Origin of the sequence: Achromobacter sp. K91 (assembly GCF_003576205.1) — a bacterium.
GTDB classification, from domain to species: domain Bacteria; phylum Pseudomonadota; class Gammaproteobacteria; order Burkholderiales; family Burkholderiaceae_B; genus Achromobacter; species Achromobacter aegrifaciens.
In genome coordinates this window covers 25,517-38,741 of the sequence record NZ_QWFB01000008.1, presented here as the reverse complement: position 1 = coordinate 38,741, position 13,225 = coordinate 25,517, and the positions used below count along the sequence as shown (strand labels likewise).

Sequence of the window (13,225 nt, the reverse complement as noted above, 5' to 3'; positions counted from 1 at the left end):
TGTTAAGTAAAGTCAGGTAGAGAAAACGAACGCAGCTGCTCGGATAGCGGCTGCAGATTGATCGCAGAGTTGCCCTCGGACTCGCTCCGGAGCAGGTGCTTAAAGCCGTGGCTTGCGATCGCCGTGGCTTGGGACTTGGAGAACCCTGCCTCACGCAGGAGCCTTTCAAATCCTGGAAGATCGGGCAGCGTGCCCTTGCTCAGAGCAAACTTGACCGCGTCAACGCGAGATTCTTCGTTCGCCGGAAACGTGACCAGGCTGACCTCGACGAGATCCAGCTTTTTCAGCCGACGCACGCCATCCTTTTGGTCGAACGAGTCGTCACGCACGTAGTAGCCAATCGAGAGACCCGACACGGCGCCAGCTCGCAACAGCGCATATGCTTCCCTGGCCTGCTGCACATCGTCTTTCAGCAGCTTTCCCTCAACCCAAAGGCCGTGGTCGTCCTCCTTCATGCTCGTGTAAACGCCGATGGGCTGGCCGCTGCGGTGTTGCCACAGGACCGGCACCGCCCGTCCCTTGGCTGCGATCGCGGCCAGAGTCTCGGTAAAGGCGCCGGGCTCGACGATTTCGCCGTAACTGTCGACCACGCCGAACACGCTGCCGTAGCCAGAAAAAAGGCCGTCATCGCTGACGGCCTTGATTTCGAGATTGAAGTCCCTGATTTTCAGAGACGCGTCCTTACGTTTCATCTTTGCTTTCCTCTCTGGAATCCACACCCAACCAACCCCGCATCACTTCTCGCGCCTTCTGGTCCGAGCTGCCCCCACTGTCGAGCTGGTCCACGGGCACAAGGTTCGCCTGAACAAAGTGCCGATCCCCGCCCTCGTACTGCTCTCCGTCCTCTAGCTCGATTATGTCGTTCGGGCTCATGTATCCATTCTGCAAACCAGACGAATAGAGCGCGGCGCGCCCCTTCGCGTCTGCGCGCAGCAGGCCCTGCAAGCTGAATTTGACGTAGAAGCGCCCCCGATCCTTCGGCGGGAAAAGTGCATTCAACGCCTGCTCAATCTTGATAATCAGGGGGTTTAGTCCTGTCACCTTCCAGCCCATCAGCAACTGTTCTACACCCGACCCCCACATGGTCTGCCCCTGCGAGGCGTGTCCAATCAACACCGGAGGGATGTTGCACATCCAGCGGCACAATTGTTCGATTGAAAACGCCCTGCTCTCCAGCAGCTGTGCGTCTTCCGGGTTCATGGAAACGGGCGCGTACTTCATGCCCCCTTCAAGCACCAGGGTGCGTCCCGACTCCGTGCCGCTTGCCACTTGGGTAATAACGCTCTCGCGTACCTCCTCGCGGTTGCCCTTCGTGAGCACCTGATCTGTCGTGACGTAGCCCGACGGGCGGAGTCCATTCCTAAAAATCGTTGCCGCCGTCTCCTCCTGCGCCATGGCCGCGCCCAGGGTATGGCGCGCGTATGAGATGGGAGACAGGCCCATTCGCCCATCAAGGGTGAAGCCTTTCAGGTGCAGAATCTCCTCCTCGGTGTACTCGTAACGGCGGCCGGCCTCGTCCACATACACGAACAACAACGAACCATCTCGTTGAAGCCGGGGCGACATTCGCTCGGGCCGTAGCGGCTCCAGGGCGATGATGTGACCAACAGCATTGCGGAAAATCAGGGCGTAGGCGTTTCCCCACAGCAAGATGGCCGTAAGCAGCGACTCCCAAAAGTCCGCCGCAGTCATGTCCGCGTTGGGCGTGCCGGCGATAACCGTGTGAAGCCAATGCTCGCTCGCTTGCCGTCGCCGGCCGTTCTCCTTTTCATACACGGCCAGCGGCAATGTGGCCACCAACTGAGAGATGAGCCTCACACACGCCCATACGACGTCGAGCTGCAGCGCGGTCTGGGCCGAGACACTCTTGCCCGAGTAATTCGTCGACGACGCGTAGTATCGCCAGAAGCCCGGCGTGCGCAGCCCGACGACACGCCCGAGCCAGGCCGCCGCCGATTTGATTGATTGTTTCATCAGAATACGATCGGGTTACGCAGGAAGTCCGACAGATCCTGCTGGTTGTGCGCACTAGCGCGCGTTAGGGCCATGACGACCGCGACGATCGGGTCTATTCGCCCCTTCGGCTTAGACCGCTTTTTGTCCGGCCTAAAGTTGCCGTTCGAGTCGTAGAGCAATGACACGTTCCCCGCTGCCCAGCGCAGCACAGGATTTCCCCCGTGCGCCAAACGACCGCTGTAGACAAGCTCCTCAAGCTTCTTTGACCCCGGGTACATGCCCTGCGTATTCTGCGGAACCTCGACTAGCGTTATCCCTTCGTCCGCCAGCTCGTTCGCCAGCTGCGTCGAGTTCCACTTGTCGTAAGCCAGCTCCTCAAGATCGAACAGCTTCGCCGCCTCGAGAACCTGCTCCTTCATCGGGCGATAGTCCACGACGTCGCCCTCGGTGACGTCCAACGCTCCCGCCGCCTCCCATTTCCCATATGGCGCGGCATCGGCCTTGGACTGCTCATCCACCTTGGCTCGAGGGCAGTATGTCCACACCAAGACATACCAGCGGGGATCATCGTCCGTAGGTGGAAACACGAGCGCGAAAGAGGTGAGATCTCGAGTAGCGGACAAGTCCATGCCACCGAAGCACTTGCGGCCGAGCAGCTGCTCGATCTTTACCTCTGCAGCGCCTCGATCCCACTGCGTCAGATCTAACCATCCCTCTGAGTCGTTGCACCAGAGGTTTAAGTCCTTCGTTTTGAAGTTCGCCAAGGCCGACGGCAGTGCCTTCGCCTTTCGCGCCATGTCCCGCATGTAGTCCAAGGTCTTCGACCGGCCTAAGCCTGGATTCGCCTTTGCCCACACGGCCTCATCGAACGGATCATCGCCCTGATCTAGCGTATACACATAGCCAAAAAAGCTATCATCCTCTCGCTCGCCACGTAGAACAGAGATCAGATAGGACCGAATTTCCGTACATATCCCATCGAGGATGAAGCCTGCTGTCGTGATGGCCGACAGGAGAGGTTGCTCACGAGCGCCAAAGCCCGATTCCAGTACATCCCACTGTTCGCGCGACCGCTGAGCATGGAGCTCGTCATAGAGCACGGCTGACGGGTTGAAGCCGTCCTGCGCGTCGGCGTTACTCGCAATTGGCTTGAACACTGACGCGCCCGACTCGATTCGCTCTTGATTCTGGCCTTCGAAAATTCGGAACGACCGGGCGACTCCTGCCGACTTTCTCGCCCATTTCCGAAAGTTCTCAAACGCGGGCCTGAAAACCGTCATCGCCTGTTCACGCGTTGTCGCGACCGCGTACACCTCAGCACCAGGCTCACCGTCCATCATGAACAGGTACGCACCTTGCGGCGCCTTCCACGTCGATTTCCCGTTCTTGCGCGCAACCTCCTCGTACGCTCGTGTGAATCGACGAAATCCCGAGCCGGCTTTTCGCCACCCGTAGAGCACGGCCGTCCAGAACTTCTGCCAGGGATCGAGCAGGATCGGCTGGCCCGCGAGTCGCCCCTTCACGTGAACGAAGTACTTTTCTATGTACTCGATCATGTGCCAGGCGTGAGCGGGGCTAAAGTACAGGCCTCTCTTTGCAGACGTCTGCAAATCTCTGTAGTGCCGTTCGACGGCCAAAACCACTAGCTCGCCGACCACGAGCTCCCCACGCAAGACAGGTACGCCATACTCGCGATCCCAGGTTTCCCACGTATCGTCGGGAGGGATGAGCTTTAGGCGGCGCTTGGGCGGCTTCGGCCGTGCTCGACGAGATCGCCGAACAGATCGTCCTGTCCGCCCTCCCCGATCTTGCTCTCCTTGAGCCGCGCCTCGACTTGAGACATTACCGTCATACATGCTTCAGGCAGATCCCGTTTGAGTTGCTCAGCGCCCTTGCGCTCGTTGTAGCTGTGCGGCAGCTCGTATCGGTTGCCCTCCTTGGAGGTCGCATATCGTCCCACGGTTTCGCATAGGGCGCGGTCCTGTGCCCAAGCACGGATGCAATCGACAAGCAGCGTCAGCTGCATGGCCGCAGCGGTGATATCCCGCTTGCTGCCAATCAGCTGATCGCACAACCAGATGTAGATGCGACGCCATTCTTCATCGACCTTGATCGACGGCGGCGGCATCGGCAGGTCAATCCCGAACTTGGCTGATCGCCAAGGGGCAGCGCCTCCCCCGCCTTGGATGACCCCCAACGGAGGCTTTCTCTGGTCCATCGTGACTCCAAAAATGATTAAGGGGCCACGCGAGTCGAGTGCTGCGATTTCGATGCGTCAGAGGGGCTGCTATTTCACCCCTCCCCCCCTTTTCCGAACCTTTCCCATAAAAGTTCAGCTGGGCGCTCGGTCCCGACGCAAATTGCTTCGACTTTTGGCCCCCCTACCCCTTCCCGGGCAGCGCCAGCAAGGCCCACGCGCCTATCCTCGGGGACGCACCAAAAGAAACGGCCCGACTTGAGGCCGGGCCAGACTGAGGTAAAGCGTCTTGTCGCAAGCTACGTACGAATCTCGCGAACAATGCAAGAACCGGCTTATGTCATTTAAGCCGACGCAACACTAGCGCAGGTCATAGCTCCGCGTGAATGACATTCCTTTCCCCCAAGCTTTGTCAAAGTCGAGAGGCAAGCTCGTTGTCCATTCAGGCACGTGACGAGTAATTTCGGCATCTCCAGCTTTCGGCATGACTGCAACGGCCTTCTCCGCCTTACCCATCTTTTTCGCCCAGGTGAAATGCAAGGCGAGAACTTGGTTTGCGACCGGCGGCTTGCCTTCATTCGATGCAACCCACCTCGGCACTTTCACGACGCAGACGACATTCATCATCAGCACAAACTGAGGGCCAAGCAAATGATAAAGCTCGTCTCCCCGCTCATTCATGAGCGAGTAGAACTGCGGCGCGTAACCCATCAGCGCCTCGTACATGGCATCAACAAAATCGCACAATTCCGCATACTCATTATCTGCGTAGCACGCATAGTCCTCGGCGTAACCAACCTCTACGGCATCGCGCTTGAGCCGTACGAGTGTTTCGGCAAACCTTGGCGGCTGGTCAAGGGTTACCCATTTCGTGTTCTGCGTCTCGACCCATTTCTGAAACGAGTCTGAAACTTCGAACATCAGCCTGCGAGACTCAATGTCCCGCGTAATTTGCATCTGAGTCTTTAAGGCCTTGATCTGGCGCAGGCCTAACGCCGCCAAAATGGCGAGCACCGGGCCTCCAGCGATAAAGTAGAGGGCCTCCAGCCAAGGCTTGAGATTGCACAAAAAATCAGTAGACGCGCACCCCATAGTTCGCTCTGTAGTATGTCGACCACAGGAATGTAACATTTTACTAGCAGCGCATTCGGGTGGCCCGGTACAGGCCTCTGAGCATGCGCCGCCGCGGTCAGTGGCGTCGGTTCCCGAATGCGCCGTCCTCCCGCGCGGTCTTGCGCGAGTGGCAACGCCAGCACAGAGGCTGCCAATTGCTGCGGTCCCAAAACAAGGCACGGGCAGCGAGGATGCGGTCAGCATCCTCGGACGCCAGCGCCTCCGCCAGCCGGTGCGGCACGATGTGGTCAGTAACCTCTGCTGCAGTAACCCGGTCCCGTGCGAAACATGCACAACACAATGGGTTGTGTCGCAGAAAGCCCTGGCTGGTCTTCGCCCAGCGATGACCGTACCCCCGGCTGGCGGCACTTCCGCGCTCGCGATCTTTTTCGCGGGCGGCCTCCTGCTGGGCTGGCGCATGCCGCTCGCAATAGCCGCCGCCGCGCACGAGCGCTGCACACCCCGGATGCAGGCAAGGACGAGGACGAGCTACAGGCATGGAAGCACCAATAGAAAAGGCCCGGCGTGAGGGCCGGGCCTTGATGGTGGAGCGCTTATGTCGCAAGCTCCGCAGGAATGTAGCGAATTCTAGGGGGGCTCAGGCTACCTCATCTAATTCAAAGTGTTACCGACGCGCGCCGGGCCAGATCGCGGCGCCTACTAAACCACTCGTCAATGCGCTTGTCGGCATGGGCCAGCCGCCTCTGCAACGTTATCTTCGATATGCCTATCTCTTGCGCAATGCCCTCCATCGTGCCCTCGGACGTGTGCCAAACGAGAACAGCGTCCTTAAGCTCCTTCGGCAGGCCAGCCACAGCCCTATCTGTGATCTCGCACTCCAGACTATCCACCGGCACATAGCTGCGCTTAGCACCTCCCCCTACCGCGTCCGCGAGTTGGGCCAACACAGAGCCGCCGAGCCGAGCGGTGCCCAATAGCACCCATCGGCCCCATTGGTCGAGGCGCTCCCGGACCCATGGAATGCGCTGAATCTCGCTCATCTTTGCGCCCCTCCGAAACGATCCCTCTCCGCGATCGCTTGCTGTATCCGCGCCCGGTACTGCTCAGAAGTTTCGCCGGGGCGAGCGGAGCCCACCCCGACCTCACGGCCCTTTTGATCCATCATCACATGAGACGTCCACCAGGCGGGCCCCGTCGCAGCCTGTCGCTTGGGACGCGGCGCCGGGATAATCACGTCATCCTTCCAGCGCTCGCCGTTGATCCAGGTTGCCGGATGCGGAATAAATTCCGTGGCGGTGCGCGCTGCCTTCCAGTAGGCGAGGTGATTGGGCAAGACATGCAACACCGCCCGCCGATCCGCCGCTCGTAATTTCGCCCACGCCCGCTCAGCGGCCTTCTTTGCGGTCCTGCGGGGCCACTGTGCCCAGAATGTGGAAAAGTCGGGTCCAACGTGGCCTTTTTGGGACGCGCCGTGCGCGAAATTTTCTTGCATGCTCAGAATTAGCTCTGTCATGAAACACCTATGCATATGTGGAGTTACACCCTTGCTTCGTTGGTGAGATGGGTGCGATGGGCAGAGCTCCCCCTAGCCCGTTGTGGATAACGGGAGCAATGCCCACCCTTGCATTGCCTCGCCGGAGCCGACGGTATGCATCAGGGCGTCCTGGCGGATGTACGCCCCAGGACTCGACCAGACTGTCAGCACCCGTACCGGCACTCCTACCCGCGCTCTAGTCTTTCGCACCCACGCTGCCCCTCGGGTTCGGTTTGGGGCATTGCACCCAGGGATAACCGCGTATCTAGCCTCTTCGTCCCTGAGCCTCGTGCGCTTACGGCGGCTGACTCTGCTTCTTGATGTGCATAACTTCTCCGTGACGCCAGAAAGGCGCGAGTGAAGGATCTCGACGCCCAGCGGCGTCGAACCTTGATGGATGGTTTCGTGGCAGCGCGACCAAGTACGCATGCGAACGCCCGTCGACGGTCTCCAACACTGCGATGACGTCGTGGTCGGGCGTGTCGATGCACGCCTGCTCAAAGTTAAGAAGGCGCAGCAGCTCGTCGCGGCTGATCGAGCGATTTCCGAGCATGAAGTACTCGGCCGGGCCAGGAGGCCCTCGGCCGAGGGCCGGCGGCGGTTGCGCTGCCTGCTTTGCAGCGGCGGGCCTCGAACGCGCCTGAACTGGCGCCCGGCCGAACAGGTCGCGCGTCATGCACGCACCTCGAACCAGCCAGCGACCACGGAGACGGCGCCCACGTTTGCGGCGCGTCGCAAGCTATACAGCGCCGTCGGCCGCCAGCATCCGGACGTCTTCCCCCAAGAGGCAACGGAGATCCTGCCCGCCACACGAAGGCGGTAGCACACCTGGTCGAGCCGGTCAGACGTCAGGCCGAGGGCTATCGACAGTTGAGATATGGAGGCTGGGCCGAGGGCTAGCCGAGCAAGCACAGCCTGCGCTTCCGGGCCTAAAGGCCTAGCCATGGCTTGGCCCCCCCCCATTCGACGGCGCCATAGGCAGTGCTGAAGCTAGTCATCATCTCTGCCTTGCGCGACTCGCACTGTCACACCTTGGTCTGCCGCGCGCTGCACGTTCCGCACGAGGCGAAGCAGCAGTTTCACCTCCGCGTACGCAATCTCTGTGATCTCGTCGGCCTCGCGAGGAGCGATACGGCGATCCGAGATCGCCCGCGCCAAGGCGCCCGATATGAGCCCGCCTTGCTCCGTCAGCTCAAAGCCCTTCTGGACGATGGCATTAATCTCACACGGCCAACGCCCGCCAGTTGGTGGCGCATCAAACTCGATAGCGACCAGGCCGAATCTCGCGCACAGTGCCTTCAGCCAATCGAGCGCGTACTCGTCGGCATTGCGATCCCGGAGCAAGTATTCGGTGATCAGTTCAGCGTCTTCAATTGACATGCGCTCATTTGGCGCGGTGCCGTCAAGGCGCTTGTAAAGGGTCTTGGCTGCGATCTTGCGATCACGATTGCCCGCTGCCCACACGCAGAATCCCTGTACGCCATCGGACGCGCGCCGGAGGGCGTTGTAGAGCGCGCCGCGCCAATGGCCGTTACTGTGTCGCTTCGTCATAGTTGCTCCGCGACGTTGGTCCTTTTGGCCGGCAGCAACTTTCCGACCGTTGGGATCACCCGAAAATCAACCTTTTTTCTCGTATGCATGGCGAACATCCCGGCGTACGCTTCCTCCCACTGGCTTAACGAAAGCGAAGGAGTAGCGCTGTGAGCTCTAAGGTCTTGGATAATTTGGATGCCGCCGATTCGACGATCGTCTTTAACGCGATCGAGCGGCAGCTGCGCAATCGTCTGCGGCTGGCCCACCGCATCGCGCTTGAGGAGACAGGTTCGGAAGCCCCGCAAGTTGTGACGGCCGTTTTCGAGCAGCTGTGCTTCCGATACGACGACGCCAATCCACCGCTGACGCACTAGTACGTTCCTAAGGCAACAGGTCAAGCTGCCCCCCATCGCCTGCGATCGAGCGGCGTAGTACCCACCACTCAACATCCGGGCAAAGCTCCTCGCAGCGCACGCCAGTCAGACGCTCGATCTTTGGGCAATGCTTGGCGGGCGTCCCGCGCCCGTCGAGCTTCCATTGGTGAAGCGCCCCTTTCGACACGCCAAGCTCGGTCGCGAGCCCTTGGGCCGAACCGAAATTCTTTGCCGCGCGGTCGAGAGGATGAATAGAGGAGGTATCCATAATGCCGCAAAGTATAGATTCTCTAGACTTTAAAGGTCAAGAAACTCTAGCCCTTCCAGGTATAGGGATTCCTTACACTGGCCTCATGAACATCGGCGAATGGATTCGCGCTGCCCGCAAAGCGGCAGGCATCAATCAGGAACAGTTGGGCGAGTCCCTCGGCGTCACTAAAGGCAACGTAAGTGCGTGGGAGAACAACCGCCACGAGCCGAGCTACTCACAAATGCTGAAGATTGCGGAACGGGCCGGATGGAAACTACCGCTGCCAGGCCTATCCATGGGCATTGCCGACTGGCCATTTCGCCGTATCACCCCCACTCAGCTGCACAGCCTTTCGGCGGAGGAGCTCATCCGGGCGGAAGCCATGGTCGAAGTGGTCGTCCGTGAGTGGGAGAGCAGCCATGACAAAAGCGACGGCGACCCTCTACCGACCGGAACCCAAGGTCGTTAAAGTCCGTCGTATCGGCAACGTCTACGTCGGCGCCCCGTTTGGGCGCCATTCATTTGTCCTTCGTGTATCTGAATAGGACAAAACCACTCAAAAACACCCATTGAAGCCGGCTGCGGGACCGCCCGCTAATGGAGCTTGCCCACTATGTATAGATTTTCTTGACTAAAAAAGGATAGCTTTTCTATACTCGCGCCGTTGACCATCCAACAACGGAGCACAGCGTGAACCCCCTCAACGCCCCTGACGTCCCCATCACCTACGAGCTGCTGACGGAAGCCATCCTCGACGAGGTGCGCACCCGCCGTCTGCAAATCCAGCGCCACTGCATCCGCTGCAGGCTTGATCGGTGCACTCCCCACCTTTTCAGCGAGAACGACACGCAGCAGTACCTAGGCGCGCTCGTGGAACTCGCCGCGCGCCTGCTTCCCGCCGTCTTTCTAGACAAGATCGAATGCGCGGCCCTCGGCGTCCACTTTGAAGCCAGGTTCTTGATCCGCCGCACGTGGGCAGCGCTGGCCGAAAGCGGGAGGCCGTGAACATGAGCACCAAACTGAAAGCCTCCGTGTGCCTGGCCGGCGCTGGCGCTACCGTGGTCGCATGCATTGCAGCGCTGTTCTCGTTCGCACAGATCATCGTGACCAACGATCAGCGCATGCTCAAAGCAGATGACGAGCGGCGCGAACGCATGATCGCCCGCGCGTGCGAGCCTCGCGGCAAGCTGTTCCGCGAACAGCAAACGGGCGAGTACGCATGCGTGTTCACCAACCCGGACGGCGACTCCCTCGTCCAGAACCTCCCGAACGCGCCGTACCTCGAAGCCTGGGAGCCGCCCACCAGCGGCGAGCTCCTCGCGCGCAGGTAAACCCCATGCGATCGCAACCCAGCCGGGAAGACCTTATGCGCGCGCTGCGCGAGGCACGCTGCTCGCTCGACCTGGAGCAGGCCATGTCTATCCCCGCCCTTGCGATCGCGCTGACCAACACGGCGGAGGCGTTGGCCCGCCGCAGAGCAGCTCCGATCAAGGAGCAGCTCAGGCGCTATGTCGGCAGGGCCGACTGGCGCTCAATCGCCGCCAACGACGATTAGACCAGGACCGCACATGACCCCCACCTTTTCCCAGCAGATTATCCAGGCACTCGCCAAGCACGGCCGTCTCAACACCCGCCAGCTCGCGGCCAAGATCAGCTACGACACCAAGAAGACCACCCAGCTGGTGAGCTTCATGCGCACTAGCAAGAAGCTGCAGACTGACGGCGAGATCGACGGACTGGCGGCGTACAGCCTGACTGAGCTCGGCCGGTCGCTCATCCTCGCCGACGCGCAAACAACCCGCCCCAGCGCCCCGAGCTCGCTGGATGATCTCGCCGCCGCTCAGCTGCACCCAGTCAAACCGTCGCCAGCAGAGCCTCCATCGTCTGTCGCCTGGGATATGCACTCAACTGCGCAACGCGACTTGCAGCGCCAGGCTGAGCAGTCATCGCCGGCATTCGGCCTATTGAACACCGGCGAGTTTCTCATCATGTTCGAGGGGCACACGATCAAGATCCCCGCCAAGAACGTGCCAGCCATGCGCGCGCAGCTCAACACACCCGCCGCTGGAGCGTTCCAATGACCGCCCAGCCCGACAAGCTGCGTAGCCAGGCCAAGCGCCAGATTTCTGCCGCACGCGCCTTTCTCGCATCCCTACAGACACTCGCCCTGCGCTCCGGCGCAGCTACCCATGATCGCGACGAGCTCGCCCAGCAGCTGCGCCGCCTCGAGGTTGAAACCGAAGGTCTCGCCCGCACCGTCTATGCCAGCACCACGCCGGCCAACCCGCACGCGTAGGACACACCATGACCACCGAAACCACGACCGCGCTCGCCACTGAACCGCAGCAGCCCGCAGATTGGGAAGTCACCGAGGATAGCCCTCGCGAATACCGGGAGGCCCTGTACGAGCGTGATGACGTCATCCCGTCCAAGACCAACCCTCGCAAGCGGTTCGACCAGGAAGCCCTGCAGGAGCTCGCCGGCAGTCTCCGTAAGCACGGCATCCTGCAGCCCATCCTGTGCCGCGAACACCCGACCGAGCCCGGCAAGCTGGAGCTAATCGCTGGAGAGCGCCGGTGGCGCGCCGCCGGCATTGCCAAGCTGACGCATATTCCAGTTCGCATCATCGCGGTCAACGACCTCGAAATGCTCGAGCTGCAGATCATCGAGAATCTGCAGCGCCAGGATCTGCACCCCATCGAGGAGGCAGAAAGCTACGAGGCGCTACTCGCGGCTCACAAGGACGAGCCCGACTATGGCGTCAACGAGATGGCGGTGATCCTCAAGAAGTCTCGCGCCTACATATACGCACGCCTGAAGCTATGCGACCTGCAGCCCGAGGCACGCACGGCGTTCTACGAGGACAAGCTCACCGCCTCCGTCGCGCTCCTGGTTGCGCGCATCCCAGTCCGCGAGCTCCAGCTCAAGGCGCTCGAGGAAGTCATCACCGGTGAGACGGAGGAATACTACTCGGGCGATGGCCCTATGTCCGCGCGCCGCGCAGCTGAGCATATCCAAGACAACTACATGCTCGAGCTCAAGCGCGCAGTCTTCCCCATCGCGCAAGCCGACCTCATTCCCACGGCCGGTCCCTGCACTAGCTGCATCAAACGAACGGGCGCACAGCCCGAGCTTTTTTCCGATGTGGAAAGTGCAGACGTCTGCACCGACCCGACGTGCTTCGATCAAAAGAAGAAGGCGCACCTTGCTAAGCTGGCGGAAGCCGCTGAGCAGACCGGTCACAAAGTCATTCGCGGCGATCGCGCTGAAAAGATTTTCCCCCATGAGCATTCGCATCCACGCGGCTACGTCAAACCCGGCGACACGTCATGGCTGCATTGCTCCGGCGGAAAGACCTATTCCGAGCTCCTCGGCGACGAAATGCCGCCGGCGGTGATGATCGAGAACCCCCATAGCGGCGAGCTTATCGCTATGGTCCCGGAGCAAGCTGTTTTCAAGGCCTTGGCGGACAAGGGGATCAAGTCCGGCCAAGACGACCATCGGGAACGGATGAAGAAGGAGGAGGCCAAGAGCAAGCTCGAGCGCGACTCTCGTCGTGGGACGCTCGAAAGTATCCACGAGGCAGTCTCTCAGCGCATCAGCGCCGGCGAGACCCTGAAGCATGAGGATCTGCTCATGATCGCGCAGGCTTCCATGGTGCGGCTGTGGAACGATCACAGGCCGACCGTATGCCGCCTTTGGGGATGGGACCCCAAGAACCACGACGAGGTGCGAGCAGGAATCGACGGGCTTTCCGCCGGCCAGCTCGCCCTGCTGCTCATGGAGATCGCGATCGCGCCGGAGCTGGCCGTCAACTCCTACTCCACGAATGAACCGACCTATCTGGTCGCCACCGCCGAGCGCTACGGCGTCGACCCCAACGCCACCAAGAAGGCGCTCCGTGCCGAAGCTCGGGAGAAGGCCAAGCCCAAGGCGCAGAAGGCCGGCAAGGGCACCAGCAAGAAGCAGATCGCGAAGGGCAAGCCCGACCAGGTCGCCGAACAGGCGGGCACCAGCGCCACCCCGAGCGAGGAGCCCGCCGCACCTACGAAGAAAGTCATCAAGCGCGCGAGCAAGGCTACTACGCCGCCGGCACCCGATAACGCGACACAGGGGGTCGACGAAGCCAAGACCCCAGCACGCCCCAAACCGGCCCGCAGCCGAGCTACAAAGGGCTCGCCGCCGTCGGACAGCCAAGCGCCCGAGGCATCGCCCCACGATGCCACCAGCGAGCCGCAGAGCGCAGCCGGTGATAGCGATCGCTGGGACTTCCCGAACCCGCTCCCCGCTGGGCATTGAGGAGGCAT

At 61.0% G+C, this 13,225-nt stretch carries 18 protein-coding genes; 8 read left to right on the top strand and 10 right to left on the bottom strand.

The annotated features are described in order from the left end of the window. Positions 1-2: 2 nt before the first annotated feature. The 9 genes from DXK93_RS01610 to DXK93_RS01570 form a co-directional block, all read right to left on the bottom strand. Positions 3-692 (bottom strand): HK97 family phage prohead protease, encoded by a 690-nt coding sequence (locus DXK93_RS01610; protein WP_119449170.1) that lies wholly within the window; start codon positions 690-692, stop codon positions 3-5. Further along, a complete protein-coding gene (locus tag DXK93_RS01605; RefSeq protein ID WP_119449169.1) occupies positions 682-1,974 on the bottom strand; it encodes a phage portal protein in 1,293 nt (430 codons plus the stop codon). The genes DXK93_RS01610 and DXK93_RS01605 overlap by 11 nt, the downstream gene beginning before the upstream one ends. After that, a complete protein-coding gene (locus DXK93_RS01600) occupies positions 1,974-3,512 on the bottom strand; it encodes a terminase large subunit (protein ID WP_233564485.1) in 1,539 nt (512 codons plus the stop codon). The genes DXK93_RS01605 and DXK93_RS01600 overlap by 1 nt, the downstream gene beginning before the upstream one ends. Before the next feature lie 176 nt (positions 3,513-3,688). Continuing rightward, complete coding sequence (locus DXK93_RS32240; RefSeq protein ID WP_233564484.1) at positions 3,689-4,174, bottom strand: hypothetical protein; 486 nt, start codon at positions 4,172-4,174, stop codon at positions 3,689-3,691. A gap of 339 nt (positions 4,175-4,513) precedes the next feature. Beyond that, positions 4,514-5,167 (bottom strand): hypothetical protein, encoded by a 654-nt coding sequence (locus tag DXK93_RS01595; protein ID WP_147400208.1) that lies wholly within the window; start codon positions 5,165-5,167, stop codon positions 4,514-4,516. A gap of 716 nt (positions 5,168-5,883) precedes the next feature. After that, positions 5,884-6,267 carry a hypothetical protein gene (locus DXK93_RS01585; protein WP_076814316.1) on the bottom strand — a complete coding sequence of 128 codons (384 nt, stop codon included), beginning with the start codon at positions 6,265-6,267 and terminating at the stop codon, positions 5,884-5,886. Next, on the bottom strand, positions 6,264-6,740 hold the full coding sequence (locus tag DXK93_RS01580) for a hypothetical protein (RefSeq protein ID WP_119449165.1): 477 nt from the start codon (positions 6,738-6,740) through the stop codon (positions 6,264-6,266). The genes DXK93_RS01585 and DXK93_RS01580 overlap by 4 nt, the downstream gene beginning before the upstream one ends. Before the next feature lie 316 nt (positions 6,741-7,056). Beyond that, positions 7,057-7,437, bottom strand: a complete 381-nt coding sequence (locus tag DXK93_RS31760; RefSeq protein WP_147400207.1) for a hypothetical protein — start codon at positions 7,435-7,437, stop codon at positions 7,057-7,059. Positions 7,438-7,751: 314 nt separating this feature from the next. After that, positions 7,752-8,312, bottom strand: a complete 561-nt coding sequence (locus DXK93_RS01570; protein WP_119449163.1) for a phage regulatory CII family protein — start codon at positions 8,310-8,312, stop codon at positions 7,752-7,754. 149 nt (positions 8,313-8,461) lie between these two features. Between DXK93_RS01570 and DXK93_RS31755 the strand changes: the two genes are divergently transcribed. After that, the gene (locus DXK93_RS31755; RefSeq protein ID WP_147400206.1) at positions 8,462-8,668 is read left to right on the top strand and encodes a hypothetical protein; all 207 of its coding nucleotides are present in this window, start codon (positions 8,462-8,464) and stop codon (positions 8,666-8,668) included. A 7-nt stretch (positions 8,669-8,675) separates the two neighbouring features. Here DXK93_RS31755 and DXK93_RS01560 read toward each other — a convergent pair whose 3' ends face one another. Further along, positions 8,676-8,936: a YdaS family helix-turn-helix protein gene (locus DXK93_RS01560; protein WP_119449161.1), complete on the bottom strand. Its 261-nt coding sequence runs from the start codon at positions 8,934-8,936 to the stop codon at positions 8,676-8,678. An 85-nt stretch (positions 8,937-9,021) separates the two neighbouring features. Here DXK93_RS01560 and DXK93_RS01555 point away from each other — a divergent pair, with 85 nt between their 5' ends. The 7 genes from DXK93_RS01555 to DXK93_RS01525 all read left to right on the top strand — a co-directional run bounded on the left by DXK93_RS01555 (position 9,022) and on the right by DXK93_RS01525 (position 13,217). Continuing rightward, positions 9,022-9,387 (top strand): helix-turn-helix transcriptional regulator, encoded by a 366-nt coding sequence (locus DXK93_RS01555; RefSeq protein WP_199728265.1) that lies wholly within the window; start codon positions 9,022-9,024, stop codon positions 9,385-9,387. A gap of 221 nt (positions 9,388-9,608) precedes the next feature. Next, positions 9,609-9,923: a hypothetical protein gene (locus DXK93_RS01550; protein WP_119449159.1), complete on the top strand. Its 315-nt coding sequence runs from the start codon at positions 9,609-9,611 to the stop codon at positions 9,921-9,923. A 2-nt stretch (positions 9,924-9,925) separates the two neighbouring features. Beyond that, the gene (locus DXK93_RS01545) at positions 9,926-10,249 is read left to right on the top strand and encodes a hypothetical protein (protein ID WP_119449158.1); all 324 of its coding nucleotides are present in this window, start codon (positions 9,926-9,928) and stop codon (positions 10,247-10,249) included. A gap of 5 nt (positions 10,250-10,254) precedes the next feature. Next, positions 10,255-10,473, top strand: coding sequence for a hypothetical protein (locus DXK93_RS01540; RefSeq protein ID WP_147400205.1), 219 nt, complete (start codon positions 10,255-10,257; stop codon positions 10,471-10,473). 13 nt (positions 10,474-10,486) lie between these two features. Continuing rightward, positions 10,487-10,999, top strand: a complete 513-nt coding sequence (locus tag DXK93_RS01535) for a hypothetical protein (protein ID WP_119449156.1) — start codon at positions 10,487-10,489, stop codon at positions 10,997-10,999. Continuing rightward, positions 10,996-11,214, top strand: coding sequence for a hypothetical protein (locus tag DXK93_RS01530; RefSeq protein ID WP_119449155.1), 219 nt, complete (start codon positions 10,996-10,998; stop codon positions 11,212-11,214). Before DXK93_RS01535 ends, DXK93_RS01530 begins: the two co-directional genes overlap by 4 nt. Before the next feature lie 8 nt (positions 11,215-11,222). Continuing rightward, the gene (locus DXK93_RS01525) at positions 11,223-13,217 is read left to right on the top strand and encodes a ParB/RepB/Spo0J family partition protein (protein ID WP_119449154.1); all 1,995 of its coding nucleotides are present in this window, start codon (positions 11,223-11,225) and stop codon (positions 13,215-13,217) included. The last annotated feature ends 8 nt before the right edge of the window (positions 13,218-13,225 follow it).

Excerpts from the sequence above, each read along its gene's own strand:
- DXK93_RS01610 (WP_119449170.1), bottom strand. The coding sequence starts at position 692 with ATGAAACGTAAGGACGCGTCTCTGAAAATCAGGGACTTCAATCTCGAA.
- DXK93_RS01605 (WP_119449169.1), bottom strand. The coding sequence starts at position 1,974 with ATGAAACAATCAATCAAATCGGCGGCGGCCTGGCTCGGGCGTGTCGTC.
- DXK93_RS01600 (WP_233564485.1), bottom strand. The coding sequence starts at position 3,512 with ATGATCGAGTACATAGAAAAGTACTTCGTTCACGTGAAGGGGCGACTC.
- DXK93_RS32240 (WP_233564484.1), bottom strand. The coding sequence starts at position 4,174 with ATGGACCAGAGAAAGCCTCCGTTGGGGGTCATCCAAGGCGGGGGAGGC.
- DXK93_RS01585 (WP_076814316.1), bottom strand. The coding sequence starts at position 6,267 with ATGAGCGAGATTCAGCGCATTCCATGGGTCCGGGAGCGCCTCGACCAA.
- DXK93_RS01580 (WP_119449165.1), bottom strand. The coding sequence starts at position 6,740 with ATGACAGAGCTAATTCTGAGCATGCAAGAAAATTTCGCGCACGGCGCG.
- DXK93_RS31760 (WP_147400207.1), bottom strand. The coding sequence starts at position 7,437 with ATGACGCGCGACCTGTTCGGCCGGGCGCCAGTTCAGGCGCGTTCGAGG.
- DXK93_RS01570 (WP_119449163.1), bottom strand. The coding sequence starts at position 8,312 with ATGACGAAGCGACACAGTAACGGCCATTGGCGCGGCGCGCTCTACAAC.
- DXK93_RS01560 (WP_119449161.1), bottom strand. The coding sequence starts at position 8,936 with ATGGATACCTCCTCTATTCATCCTCTCGACCGCGCGGCAAAGAATTTC.
- DXK93_RS01555 (WP_199728265.1), top strand. The coding sequence starts at position 9,022 with ATGAACATCGGCGAATGGATTCGCGCTGCCCGCAAAGCGGCAGGCATC.
- DXK93_RS01545 (WP_119449158.1), top strand. The coding sequence starts at position 9,926 with ATGAGCACCAAACTGAAAGCCTCCGTGTGCCTGGCCGGCGCTGGCGCT.
- DXK93_RS01540 (WP_147400205.1), top strand. The coding sequence starts at position 10,255 with ATGCGATCGCAACCCAGCCGGGAAGACCTTATGCGCGCGCTGCGCGAG.
- DXK93_RS01535 (WP_119449156.1), top strand. The coding sequence starts at position 10,487 with ATGACCCCCACCTTTTCCCAGCAGATTATCCAGGCACTCGCCAAGCAC.
- DXK93_RS01530 (WP_119449155.1), top strand. The coding sequence starts at position 10,996 with ATGACCGCCCAGCCCGACAAGCTGCGTAGCCAGGCCAAGCGCCAGATT.
- DXK93_RS01525 (WP_119449154.1), top strand. The coding sequence starts at position 11,223 with ATGACCACCGAAACCACGACCGCGCTCGCCACTGAACCGCAGCAGCCC.